Below are 12,266 nucleotides of genomic sequence, written 5' to 3' on the forward strand. Positions count from 1 at the left end.
TCGGTTAAGGCGCTGGGGACGGGCGCCCCGTCGTTAACCCTTCGCTAACCATAATCCCGTCACCCTGACCCTCCACCGCAGATCGAAGGGAAAGGCCATGGCTCGCGACCGGGATTTCGATGCGCTCAGCGAGGCGCAGGTGGTTGCAGGCCGCACGGCCAAGCGCGGCGTCACCACCGATGCGCGGTTTCGGCCGGCCGGTACCAAGTCCATGGCCGAATTGCTCGATACGATCCAACTCGTCGCCGAGGCCGCCACCGGCGAGCGCAGCTTCCTGCACGTCGACCCGGCGCGCGACCGGCGCTGAGGCGCGGTCGAGGCCTTCAACAAGGGAATCTCAGGCCGCGTGAGAGGGCGCGGCCTCTTCGGCCGAGTCCGTCCCCGACAGAGTCGCGGCATTGCGCGCGACGGTGAGCACCGCGTCGAAGGGCGGCAGGCGGCCCAGCGTCGCGGCATCGGGCAGGCAGACGATCAAGCCCATTCCCTGCCGGATCATGCGCAGGCGCATGATGCGCGCGGCGATCTCCTCCGACTTGCGCTCGTCCGGCAGCAGGCCGACCACCAGGATGTCGGGCCGGCGCACGAGGCAGCGCACGAGGTCGATGGCGACGCGCTCACGCGGGCCGATGCCGCCCTCGGTGAGGCCCTGTCGGCGCGCCATGGCAGTGCCGGGGCCGCTCGAGGCCACACGGCTGGCGAGGCCGAGGCGGTAGACCGTCGGCTCCAGGCCCTGGTCGGCGAGCACCTGGCGCACCAGGGCGCGCACACGCTGCTCGGCATTGGCCTCGCCCTGGGTGATGCGGCCGAACAGGACGTTTTCCTCGAAGCTCGCGGCGGCGGTGACGCGTGCAGGATCGTAGAGGTCGATCTTGTCCCGGAATTTCGCGGGCATCAGCCGGGCGAACGAGATGCGCGCGGCGACGATGCGCTGCTCCAGCTCCGGATCGACCAGACCGAAGCGATGGCGGGTCTCGCTGTAGCGCAGGGCGAGACCGATCAGGCGTTCACGGTCGCGCGCTCCGGCAGGGCCGCGGCGCAGGCTGCCGCCATTCGGCTGACGCGCGATCAGATCCTCGAAGAAGCCGCGCTCCTGGGCCGGAAACAGCGAGAAGGCATCGAAGAGCGGGTGATCGTCCGGCAATTCCGAAAAGATCTCGACGGTCGCGCGGGCGATGGCCAGGCCCATCTCGACGAAGCTGCGCGTCAGGCCTTCCGCCTCAAGCACCGCGCGCAGATAGGGCTGGCGGGCCAGCCGCTCCTCGGAGAATGTCGGACCCACCGCCTCGCCGAACAGGATGTTCTCGCCGACCGTCGCCTGATGGTTGTAGCGGGCCGGGTCGAAAGCCTCGACGAGCCGGGCCATGCCCTGCGTGGCGAGCATCTCGCGAACGGCCGAGCGCGCGGCGACGACGGCCTGCGCGACGGCCGGCTCGTCATCGGGATCGATGGTGCCCTCCAGGCCGCGCGAATAGATCAATGCGTCGAGGCCGGAGAGCTTGAGGAGGGCGATCCGCCCCTGCTCGCCCAGCGCCTCGCGCTCGTCGGTGCGCGCGCCGTAGAGCAGGTTCTGCTTCAGCGTTCCCTCGATCAGGATGGCTTCCGATCCGGCAAAGGCGATGCGGTGGGCGCGCTCGGCCGGGTCGAGGCTCCGCAGGTCGAGGCCGCCATAGGTAATCGTACCGACGCTCGGCTCGATCTGGCCGGCCAGCAGCGCCGCGAGCGCCTGCACGCCGCTGCCGCGCTCGCCGACGATCGCGACATGGGCCGGCATCGGCAGGTCGGCGTCGAGGCCGGTGAGACGCTCGCCACTCGCCGGATCGTAGGCGCCCGCCTCCGTCGCGATCAGCGCGCCCGATGCCGGGAAGGCCGCGGCACGGTGCAAGGCGGGTCGCTTGTCGGCGAGCCCGTCGAAGGTTTGCGCCAGCCTCCGATAGGTCGGCGCGGTTTCCATCCTGAGGAACCAGAGCCGCAGGAAGGCCGCGACGAGAGCCGCCGCGAGCGTGAAGGCGGCGCCCGCCGCGGCGAGCGCACCGGGCATGATGGGTGCGGCCCCCTCCGACATGCCCGGACCGCGCCACAGCGCCGTCGCCACGAAGATCGCCGGTAGCAAGACGATCAGCGCGAGGGCCGGCGCGCGGGCATAGGCCATCGCGGCCTCGGCCCGGGCCAGGGTGCCGTGCGTGGCGCGCGCGCGCAGTCCGAGCCGCCGCCGCTCGAACATCGCCGAGCCGTGCGCACGCACGGCGGGCATCCGCAGGATCAGGTCGCCGAGCCCTGCCTCCGCCGCCGTCCGCTCCTGCTGGCGCAGGGCGGTGCGTTCGAGGCCGCGGCGGATCTGGAGGGCGCGGGCGAGGCCGACGGCGACGAGGCCGATCGCCACTGCCGGGACCAGACGCGGCGCAGCGAGCGCGGCGGTGGCGAGCGCCAGCAGCACGCCGGCGAGCGTCATCGCCGGCACCAAGATGCCGGCGGCGGGCAGGCCGGCGAGAGCCGCCCCGACGAGGCCAGGCAGGGCGCGCACGTCCTCGCGGGCGCCGGGCGGCGCGCGCAGGATCGCATCGACAGCGGTGGCGCGCAGGCGGGTCGCCGCGCGGGCCTGGGCGGAGAAGCAGACCCGGGCGACGAGCCAGCCGAGCCCGGCCACGGCCAGCGCTGCGGCGGCGAGCCCGAGCAGGGCCGCGAGCAGCAGCCCATGTCCGCTCAAGGGCAGGCCGGGGGCGATCTGCAGAGATCCCGCCGGATCGCCGGGAATCGGCAGGGCCAGGGCCAGAAAGCGATGTGGGCCTGTGGCGCCCGGCACCATCAGGTCGACCAGGTCGCGCAAGCAGAGCAGCGCCAACAGGGCGAGCGGGGTGCCCAGCCCGACGCCGAGCGCCACCGCCAGGGCGTGCGGCCGCGGCGCCGAGCGCCAGCCGAACAGGATCGGATCACGCTCCATCGACGGGCCGCGCGGGGCTGCGATGGCGGGGCTCGATACGTCTCATGCACCGGCGGGCTTAGAGGATCGCAAAGGGGCAGGGAAGCGCAGGCGGGTGCGGCCCGTCACATGCTCAAACGATGCCGTGCTCCTTCAGCAGCGGCTGCTCGTCGCCGGACACCCAGCCGAAGACTTACGGATACGAGGCGACACCATGCGGGTGGGGCCGATTTTCCGATCGCCTGCGATCCGACTAGGGTGGCCTTCCGAAAGCGAAGGGAGCAAGCGGCCTGGGATGGGCGAACGAGTGAGGCACCGGCCATCCTGGATTCCGGCATCGTGACGGCGAGAGCGTTCCCGAAGGCTCTTCCCAAAGCTCGCACGCCCCTGCCCGAGAGCCTCTACGGCGAGCGGATCGTCGCACCGGGCGAGAGCGTCGAAAGCGTCGCCCGCACCATCACCGACATCGTTCTGGCAAAGCGGGTCGTGCGGAAGCGCTGGCTGATCGCGGCCGGGGTTTGCGGGTTGCTCGCGGCGCTCCTGGCCCTCGTCCCGAGGCGGCCTGACGAGGGCGCACTCGTGGCGGTAGCGAGCTACGAGGGTTGGATCGGCATAGCTGAGGGGAGCCTGCTGGTCTCGGCCGTGCTGCAGCTCGCGGGCGTCGATTGGCGCTGCGCGGTCGGCCGCATCACCGAGACGGTGGCTTTGCTCGCCGCCATCGCCGCGTGGTTCTGCGCGGGGGCGGCGGCCGAGCCGTGGATGGGCGGCACCGGCCTGTCTCGACCCTTCGGATCGGCCGGGTTCTGGCAGGCGTCCGGCATCGCCGGGCTCGTCGTGGTCTGCGCCGGCCATTGGCTCGTTGGCCTCCTGCCCGATCTCGCGGTCCTGCACGAGCGAGGCGCCTCCCGCCTCTACGGCCGGCTCGCGGGTGGCTGGCGCGGCTCGGCCCTACAATGGCGGCTCTGGGACGAAGCCCACCGCGCCACGGCCCTTCTCGGCGCCCTTCTCGCCATCGCGCTGCAAGTCGGCGCCTCGGTGATGCAGGCGGCCTCGGCGGCGCCCGGACGGCAGGACACGCTCCTACCGGTCACCTATCTCGTCGACGCGGTGCTCTCCGGCGTGGGAGCGAGCGCGGCGGTGATCGTCACGATCCGCGCGACGCATCGTCTGCACGGCCTGATCACCCGGCGCCACCTCGACATCCTGGCCCGGCTGATCCTCGTCCTCGGCCTTGCCAGCCTCTACTGCCACGCCACCACCATCCTGGCGGTGCTGCTGTCCGGCGACGTGGCGGCGCGGGACACCGTGGCGCGGGGCTTCCACGGCGACCTCGCCCCGGCCTTCTGGACGGTGGTGGTCTGCGGGCTACTGCCGCCCCAGCTCTTCTGGCTGCCGCACCTGCGCCGCTCGGGCCTCGCCGTCGCCGGGGTCGGGACGCTCGCGGCCGTCGGCGCCTATGCCGACCGTGCGATGGGCCTCGCCGTCGCGCTCCGGGACGGAGCCGTCCTGGTTCCGCCCTCGGCCGACATCGCCGGCATCGCCACCCTCGCGGGCTCGATCGCCCTGTTTCTCGCCGGGCTGATCCTCGCGCTGCGAACGCTACCGATCGTCTCGATCGCGCAGATGCGCGCGCTCGTCATCGCACACAATCCGCCAGTGACACCGACCGGCCCGACGCCGGAGGCCCCGGCCGCAGGGGCCGTGCCCCTTGCACGGGTCCGGTCGATCGTGGCCGAATTCGCCTCCGCGCGGACGCTCGCCGTCGCGGCCGGCCTGCTGCGGGCGCGCGACCGCAACCTGCGTCTCGACGCGCTTGGCCCGGTGCCGATCCCGGAGGCGCTCGAGGTTCTGCGTCCAGCCGTCGTCCCGATCCGCCTCAGGGCGCTCGCGGGCGCGCTCATCGGCGGGACGGGCGTCCTGGCGGTCTGCCTCGCCGCGATCCCGCTGGCGGCCGGCGCCGCGCCCTGGGGAGCCTGGCCGTCTCTCGTCCTCCCGAGCCTGACGGCGGCGCTGACCGCCGGCACGCTCGCCGCTCTGGCGGCGCTGCTCGCGGCGCGCGGCCGGCTCGATCCCGGTGAGACCGACGCCGCGCGGGCCGGACGCGGCCGTTTCGTACTGACGGTGCGGGTCGGCGAGGAGCCGGGCGAAGCCGACCGTATCGGCCAGCGGCTGATGGCTCTGCCCGCCGCGGACGGCCGGCCGATCGCGGTTCGGATGATCGGCCGATGAGCCTCCCGCGCGACCCGCCGCAAGAAGAGGCCGGGCGCCGGGCGGAGGCCTCGCCGCCCCGCACCGCGCGCGCCTTTCTGCTCGATCCGGCCCGGCGCGGCGCCGCCGGGCTCGGCATCGGAGCGGTGGCCCTCGGCCTCGCGCTGCTGCTGGGTGGCTGGCACCGCCTCGCGATCTCCTACCTGCCGGCCTGGCTCTGCCTGCTCGCCCTGCCCGCGGGCGCGCTTCCCGTCGCGATCATGGTCGAGCGGGCCGACGCCTGGCGGCCCCAGCCCGAGACGGCCCTGCTCGAGACCCTGCGCTGGCTGCTCGGCCTGATGCCAGCGGCGGCCCTGCTCGGGCTACCGATCCTGGCCGTCCTGCCGGTTCTCTACCCCTGGGCGGCCGGAGCCCAGCCCGAGTCGCCACTCGCCGCGATCTGGTTCACCACGCCTTTCCTCCTCCTGCGCCTCACCTTCGTCTTCCTGGTCTGGATCGGCCTCGCCGTGCTGTTCGCCCGGCGTGGCGGAGAGCCGTGGGGCAAGGCCGGCCGTATCGACGATGGGCGCGCCATCCTCGGCCTCGGGCTGCACATCGTCTGCGGGACGCTCGCGGCGGCCGACCTCGTCATGGCGGCGCTCTTGCGGTTCCATTCGGGTCTCGCCGGGCTCGTCCTGCTCGCGAGCTGGAGCGCACTGGCGTTGAGCGCGGCGATCCTGGCCGCGCCGCCGGATGTCGGCCCATCGCGGCGCCGGCTCGACCGGCTGACGCCGCTCGCCGTGCTGCTGGCGATCTGGGCGGCGATGCACCTCGTGCAGGCGCTGGTGCTCGGTTCGCCGGAGGCCGCTCTCTGGTACGGCGCGCGTCTCGTCGGTGAAGGGCGCGCGCTCGCCGGCGTTGCCGGAGCGGTCGTCCTCCTCGCGGCGGCGGTGACCCTGAAGCCCGGCGAATACCGCACCCGCGTCGTGGCGGCGCTGGCGCTCGGAGTGCAGATCCTCGCCCTATACTGGTTCGTGACGCCGGCGATACGCGGCTCGTTCAAGGTCACGCTGGTCGACGTGCTGGCGCTCGTCGGCGTCGCCGGAATCGCCGTCGGGCTGATGCCGGCGACGCGGCGGCTGTTTCCTGCCCGGTGAGGACGGCTTCCCGCTTCCCAATTCGGCTTCGCCTGCCCTACATCTGGGGGCGATCAACAGGCGCGCTGCCGGCGCGCGAGACGAGCTGACCCCAAGAGCGCAAGATCCCGAGAGCCTATGTGCGAACTGCTCGGCATGAGCGCCAACGTGCCAACCGACATCCGCTTCTCCTTCGCAGGCTTGGCCAAGCGCGGCGGCGAGACCGGGCCGCATGCCGACGGCTGGGGCATCACCTTCTACGAGGGCGGCCGCGGCTGCCGCGCCTTCCACGATCCGGACCCGAGCGCGCAATCGGAGCTTGCCAAGCTCCTAAAGCGCTATGCGATCAAGAGCCGCATCGTCGTCGCCCATGTCCGCAAGGCCAATCGCGGCCGGGTCTCGCTCGAGAACACGCATCCGTTCAGCCGCGAGCTGTGGGGCCGGCGCTGGACCTTCGCCCACAACGGCCAGCTCAAGGGCATCAAGAAACGCGTCCTCGGCCGTTTCGAGCCGATCGGCTCCACCGACAGCGAATATGCCTTCTGCTGGATCATGTCACAGCTCGAAGCGCGCTGGCCAAAGGCGCCGCGCACGGCGCAGCTCGACGCGTTCGTAGCCGAGCTGTGCCGTGAGTTGGGCACGCTCGGCGTCTTCAACATGCTGCTGTCGGACAGCCGTGTGCTCTACGCCCATTGCGGCAAGCGTCTGTGCTACCTGACCCGCTGCGCGCCATTCGGCACCGCGACCTTGATCGATGAGGATTGGCGCGTCGACTTCGCCCAGGAGACCACCGAGACCGACGTGGTCACCATGATCGCGACCCGGGCGCTGACTCGCGACGAGACCTGGACCGAGCTCGCCCGTGGCGACACGGTGGCCTTCAAGGACGGCGCCGTGCGGCTGCTGCGGCCCGGCCGTCGCCCCGTCGAGGTCGCGCTGCCCTGCGGCCGAGGCTGAGCGAACGGGTGCGGGTGGGACACGCAAGTCCAAAAAGGGTCTGAAAGCGACCATAGCCGCTCCATCATGCCCTCCCCTCGGGGTGTACCCGTCTTCGCGATGCGATACAGTCCCGGTGTCTGCCGAGGGATGGTGTTGGGCCGCCCGACGTTTACCGATCGAAGCACGCTGATCGAATCATGAGCCGCAACGAGACAGCCGACACCCTCGATCGCCCTGCGGAGGACGGCTCCGAAGGACGCCCGAACCTCTCCGCGAGCATCCGCACGCATCTCGGAGACCAGCTGCGCACGGTCTACGAGGCGCTCGGCGCACCGGACGCGGTAACGGCTCGCTTCGCCGACCTCATCGAGAAGCTCGAGGCCGCGCTCAAGGCGCAAGGCGAGCGCGTCGATCCCGAATTCCGCGACGGCTTGCTCGCGGCGGTACCGAGCTTGCGCGCCTTCGCCCTCTCGCTCACCTCGAACCCGGCCCGTTCGGACGACCTCGTCCAGGACACGCTGATGAAGGGCTGGCAGCACCGCGCCCGCTTCCAGCCCGGCACCAACCTGAACGCTTGGCTGTTCACGATCCTGCGCAACATCTTCTATTCGGACCACCGCAAGCGCGTGCGCGAGGTCGAGGACCAGGATGGCTCCTATGCCGCCCGTCTCGCCACCGCCCCGCACCAGGGCGACCGGCTCGACGTCGAGGATCTGCAATCGGCGCTGGCCAAGCTGCCGCCGGACCAGCGCGAGGCCCTGGTGCTCGTGGGCGCCGAGGGTGTCTCCTACGAGGAGGCGGCGACGATCATGGGCTGCAAGGTCGGCACCGTGAAGAGCCGTGTCAGCCGCGCCCGCGGCCGCCTCGCGGAACTGCTCGGCTACGACGAAGAAGATCTCGGATCGGACCGCTTCATCCAGTCGGCGATGCCGAAAGACGCCTGAGCAGGATCTAATCCGCCTTGTCGGTGATGGCGCGGTCGGCATGGACCAGCGCGCCCCAATCCTTGGCGCGATCCTGGCCCTTGAGCCGCTGAAGCCGCGCGCCGCTGACGTCGACGCCCTTGAAATCGGTGCCCGCCACATTGGCCCCGGTCAGATCCGCGCCGGAGGCGTCGGAGCCCATCAGCACGGCATCGGTGAGATCGGCATCCTTCAGGTTGGCATAGTCGAGCCGCGACCGGCCGAGATTGGCGCCTTTCAGCCGTGCGCCCTGCAGGTTCACCGAGACAAACATCGCCCGCATCAGGCCCATCGATTGGTTCTTGATGTCGGCCCCTCCGTTGAGGTCGACGAGGCTGGCGCCGCTCATGTTGGCGCCCATGAAGTCGCCGATCGGCTTTGACCGGCTCAGATCGGCGCCGCTGAAATCCGCCCCGCGGGCGGTGATGCCGAACATGTCGGCGCCGGCGAGATTGGCGCCCTTCAGATTCGCCTTGAGCAGCCACGCCTGCTGCAGATTGGCCCCACTGAGGTCGGCGCCCTGCAGGTTGGCGCCGTTCAGGCGGGCCGTGCGCAGATTGACGCCTTTGAGGTCGAGCCCCGAAAGGTCGAGGCCCGACAGGCTCTTGTCGGTCAGGTCGATCGGCCGGCCGCCGGATTTGGCGATGAGCGCCTCGATATCGGCCCGGCTCATCTCGGCCTTCGTCATCCGCGGTGTGTTCATGTCGGCGCCGAGCAGCAAGTCCTGCTCTGCACGGGCCGGAACGCCCGCCGTCAGCACCGCGAGGACGAGCAATGGAAATCGGCGCACGCGTTTCACTCCCTGTCGGGTCTCGGTCGTCCGGCGGCTCCTGCCGCGGGACCGGACTGATGGTTCTCTCAGAGCGTGGTAAGCTGAAATGCCGGACGTGTCGGTGACCCAGGTCACCGAGGCAGGATCCGGCGGGAGCAAAACGCAAAAGAGAGGCGGCGGCCATCGCCGTCCGCGCCTCAAGGGCCGTTCAGCCATGCCGGACAATCGACAGGTCGAGCGCTGGATCGAGCGGTTTCCGCTCATCGCCGGCTTCAGCCCGGCGCATCTGCAGATCGCCCGTGGGACGGTGCAGTTCCCGGTCCTGGAGGCGGGCGCCATCGCCTATGCACTGAACGGAGATTGCGCCAACTACCTGATGTGCATCGACGGCCGCACGCGGGTGTTCCGCACCTCGGAGGGTGGTCGCGAGATGCTGATCTACAAGGTCGGTCCCGGTGGCACCTGCGTGCTGACCACGCAATGCCTGCTCTCGGGTGGCACCTTCCCGGCCGAGAGCATCGCCGAGCAGCATACCGAGCTCGCCGCGCTCCCCATGAGCACCTTCAAGCAGCTCATGGCCGAGAGCGCGGCATTCCGCGACTTCGTGTTGGACGATTATACGAGGCTGCTCTCGGGCCTCTTCGCCCTCGTCGATGAGATCGCGTTCGCTTCGCTGGAGCAGCGACTCGCCCGCCGCCTCCTTGTCGAGGCCGATGCCGGCGGACTCGTCACTAAAACGCACCAGCAGCTCGCCGCCGATGTCGGCAGCGTGCGCGAGGTGATCAGCCGTATTCTCGGCGAATGGACGGATGCCGGCTTAGTAGAGCTGCAGCGCGGACAAGTTCAGATCGTCGACCGCGCGGCTCTCGCGTCGGGCCGAAGCCATTAGGCGCGCAAAAGGATCAGAAAAATCGTGGCGCAGACCATTCGGAATCTGCCGGATGCCGGGACTTCTAGAAAAATTCCATCGCATCAGACACATGATGCGAAAAATCCAGCCTTTCTCGTTTTTCGATGCATCCCTTTCCGAGATCGCGGCGTTACCGGGCCATGTCTGCGGCGCTTGTTGCGCCGCGGGAGATTTGAAACGGAGATACCTTCGATGAAGATCAAGACCCTTCTCGCCGCCTCTGCGATCGCGCTGGCGCTGCCGATGGCCGCGCAGGCTCAGGGCACCGTTCGCGGTGCCGAGCGCGGCGCTCAGGAAGGTGCGGACGTCGGCGGCCCGATCGGCGCCGTGGTCGGCGGTGCCGTGGGTGCGGCGACCGGCACGGTCGGCGGCATCCTCGGCGTCGACGATCGCCCGCGCTTCCGCTCCTACGTGCGCGAGCGCAACGTCCGCTCCTACGATTACGATGGCCGCGTCGCCGTCGGCTCCGAGCTGCCCCGCTCGGGCGTGACCTACTACGAGGTCCCGAACGACTATCACGTCGCTCGCGGCACCCGTTACACGGTCGTGAACGATACGCCGGTGCTCGTCGACGGCCGCGGCCATATCATCGAAGTGCTCAACTGATCGTCGGACGACGTTCGACGACGACAACAAGAAAGCCCCGGCACCCTGTGCCGGGGCTTTTTACTCGGAATTGACCTTCATAACGTCCAGTGCTCGACAGTTTTTGAGACTGATTTCGCAACACTCGACATGTTCGCCCGTTAAGCTGCTCTAAGGACTATGCACCGAGCACAAGGGGCGAACGGCCCATGACCGACGACAACGACACCACGCTGCCCGAGCCGGTCCGCGACCATCTCGGCCATCAGCTCCGCACGATCTACACGGTCGGTGAGGGCAAGCCGCAGTTCCTCGGCGACGAGGCGGGCGTGCCGCAGGAATTCGCCCCGCAGATCGAGCGGCTAGAGACTCGTCTCAAGACGCATGAGGAAGGCACCGAGGCCGTCGGCCAGGCGCTCGACCAGATCGTCGACGCCTTCGGTCTCCCGCCGAAGGCGTCCCCTCGCTCAGCCTGACCTCGCCGAGGCTCAGACCTTCGGGCGCGCGGCCAGCAGATCGCGGATCTCGGCGAGCAGCTTCACGTCGGCTGGCACTTCGGCGACGGGCTCGGGCTTGGCCTCTTCCTTCGTCTTCAGCTTGTTCATGGCGCGGATCACCATGAACAGCACGAACGCGACGATCGCGAAATTCACCGCCAGGGTCAGGAATTGCCCGTACCCGACGACGGCGCCGAGCTTCTTGGCATCCCCGTAGGACAGGCCTGGCGTCACCTTGGACGACAGGGCGACATAGTAGTTCGAGAAGTCGAGGCCGCCGGTCACCGCGCCGATGATCGGCATGATGACGTCCTGCACCAGCGACGTGACGATGGCGCCGAAGGCCGCGCCGATGATCACGCCGACCGCGAGGTCGACGACATTTCCGCGTAGGGCGAACTTCTTGAATTCTTCCAACATTCGTCGTCTCCTCGGATCACGGGCAGGATGTGCCGAGTGGCAACGCTATTGCAGGATCGGAAACCGCCAAAGCTTCACCACGCTCTGTCCACGGCCGATTGTGGTCCGGGCCGGCGAAGACCTTGAGCGCAAACGGCCTGCGGCCGAGGGGAGGCGCCATGTCGGACTGGAACGCGGCCCAATACCTGCGCTTCGCCACGGAGCGGACCCGGCCGGCGGCCGATCTCCTTGCCCGGGTGCCCCTCGAGGAGGCAGCCGAGATCGTCGATCTTGGCTGTGGGCCGGGCAACAGCACCGGCCTGATTGCGGCGCGTTTCCCAAAGGCGCACATCACCGGCGTCGACAGCGCGCCGGACATGCTGGCCCAGGCCCGGCGGACGCTTTCACGGATCAGCTTCGTGCAGTCGGATCTGCGCGACTACACGCCCCATGACGCACCGGACCTCGTCTTCGCCAACGCCGTGCTGCAATGGCTCCCGGACCACGCGACGCTCGTCCCGCGACTCGCACGGCTCCTGAAGCCGGGCGGATGCCTCGCCTTCCAGGTGCCCGACAATCTCGACGAGCCCTCTCATGCCCTGATGCGTACGGTCGCCGCCGACGGGCCGTGGAGCCCTCTGATCGGCGATGCGGAGGCGGTCCGTGCCCGGATCCCCTCGGCGGGCGTGTATTACGACTGGCTCAGGGCAGCCGATTGCAGCGTCGACATCTGGGCGACGACCTACATCCATCCGCTGGCCGATGCCGCAGCCATCGTCACTTGGCTGCAGGCGACGGGCCTGCGCCCGTTCCTGACGCCCCTCGACCACGACATGCGCGTCGGCTTCCTCGCGGCCTACGAGGCGGCGCTGGAGACGGCCTATCCGCGGCAGGGGGACGGGCGCGTGCTTCTCAGGTTCCCACGCCTGTTCGTGGTGGCGCGGCGGGGTTGAGCGACCCCA

12 protein-coding genes are annotated in these 12,266 nt (G+C 70.0%); 9 read left to right on the plus strand and 3 right to left on the minus strand.

All coding sequences use genetic code 11. The annotated features are described in order from the left end of the window. Window positions 1-97: 97 nt before the first annotated feature. Window positions 98-307: a hypothetical protein gene (locus GGR33_RS01000; protein WP_183501517.1), complete on the plus strand. Its 210-nt coding sequence runs from the start codon at window positions 98-100 to the stop codon at window positions 305-307. Between the two features lie 30 nt (window positions 308-337). Here the strand turns inward: GGR33_RS01000 and GGR33_RS01005 are convergent, their stop codons facing one another. After that, window positions 338-2,938, minus strand: a complete 2,601-nt coding sequence (locus GGR33_RS01005; RefSeq protein ID WP_183501518.1) for a P-loop NTPase family protein — start codon at window positions 2,936-2,938, stop codon at window positions 338-340. 318 nt (window positions 2,939-3,256) lie between these two features. On the opposite strand from GGR33_RS01005, the gene GGR33_RS26380 reads away from it, so the two are divergent. The 4 genes from GGR33_RS26380 (at window position 3,257) to GGR33_RS01025 (ending at window position 8,123) form a co-directional block, all read left to right on the plus strand. After that, window positions 3,257-5,146 carry a quinol:electron acceptor oxidoreductase subunit ActD gene (locus GGR33_RS26380; RefSeq protein WP_183501519.1) on the plus strand — a complete coding sequence of 630 codons (1,890 nt, stop codon included), beginning with the start codon at window positions 3,257-3,259 and terminating at the stop codon, window positions 5,144-5,146. Next, on the plus strand, window positions 5,143-6,261 hold the full coding sequence (locus GGR33_RS01015; protein WP_183501520.1) for a hypothetical protein: 1,119 nt from the start codon (window positions 5,143-5,145) through the stop codon (window positions 6,259-6,261). The genes GGR33_RS26380 and GGR33_RS01015 overlap by 4 nt, the downstream gene beginning before the upstream one ends. Before the next feature lie 117 nt (window positions 6,262-6,378). After that, window positions 6,379-7,197: a class II glutamine amidotransferase gene (locus GGR33_RS01020; RefSeq protein ID WP_183501521.1), complete on the plus strand. Its 819-nt coding sequence runs from the start codon at window positions 6,379-6,381 to the stop codon at window positions 7,195-7,197. Window positions 7,198-7,376: 179 nt separating this feature from the next. Further along, complete coding sequence (locus tag GGR33_RS01025; protein ID WP_183501522.1) at window positions 7,377-8,123, plus strand: sigma-70 family RNA polymerase sigma factor; 747 nt, start codon at window positions 7,377-7,379, stop codon at window positions 8,121-8,123. 7 nt (window positions 8,124-8,130) lie between these two features. Here the strand turns inward: GGR33_RS01025 and GGR33_RS01030 are convergent, their stop codons facing one another. After that, on the minus strand, window positions 8,131-8,931 hold the full coding sequence (locus GGR33_RS01030) for a pentapeptide repeat-containing protein (RefSeq protein ID WP_183501523.1): 801 nt from the start codon (window positions 8,929-8,931) through the stop codon (window positions 8,131-8,133). A 196-nt stretch (window positions 8,932-9,127) separates the two neighbouring features. On the opposite strand from GGR33_RS01030, the gene GGR33_RS01035 reads away from it, so the two are divergent. From GGR33_RS01035 to GGR33_RS01045, 3 genes are all read left to right on the plus strand, one after another. Further along, on the plus strand, window positions 9,128-9,802 hold the full coding sequence (locus GGR33_RS01035) for a Crp/Fnr family transcriptional regulator (protein ID WP_183501524.1): 675 nt from the start codon (window positions 9,128-9,130) through the stop codon (window positions 9,800-9,802). 213 nt (window positions 9,803-10,015) lie between these two features. After that, complete coding sequence (locus GGR33_RS01040) at window positions 10,016-10,429, plus strand: DUF1236 domain-containing protein (protein ID WP_183501525.1); 414 nt, start codon at window positions 10,016-10,018, stop codon at window positions 10,427-10,429. A gap of 188 nt (window positions 10,430-10,617) precedes the next feature. Continuing rightward, a complete protein-coding gene (locus GGR33_RS01045; RefSeq protein ID WP_183501526.1) occupies window positions 10,618-10,884 on the plus strand; it encodes a hypothetical protein in 267 nt (88 codons plus the stop codon). Window positions 10,885-10,896: 12 nt separating this feature from the next. Here the strand turns inward: GGR33_RS01045 and mscL are convergent, their stop codons facing one another. After that, window positions 10,897-11,325, minus strand: a complete 429-nt coding sequence (gene mscL / locus GGR33_RS01050; RefSeq protein WP_183501527.1) for a large conductance mechanosensitive channel protein MscL — start codon at window positions 11,323-11,325, stop codon at window positions 10,897-10,899. Window positions 11,326-11,483: 158 nt separating this feature from the next. Here mscL and tam point away from each other — a divergent pair, with 158 nt between their 5' ends. Then, window positions 11,484-12,257, plus strand: a complete 774-nt coding sequence (tam, locus tag GGR33_RS01055) for a trans-aconitate 2-methyltransferase (protein ID WP_183501528.1) — start codon at window positions 11,484-11,486, stop codon at window positions 12,255-12,257. The last annotated feature ends 9 nt before the right edge of the window (window positions 12,258-12,266 follow it).

The sequence above is a fragment of the Methylobacterium brachythecii genome (assembly GCF_014196345.1).
Lineage (GTDB): Bacteria > Pseudomonadota > Alphaproteobacteria > Rhizobiales > Beijerinckiaceae > Methylobacterium > Methylobacterium brachythecii.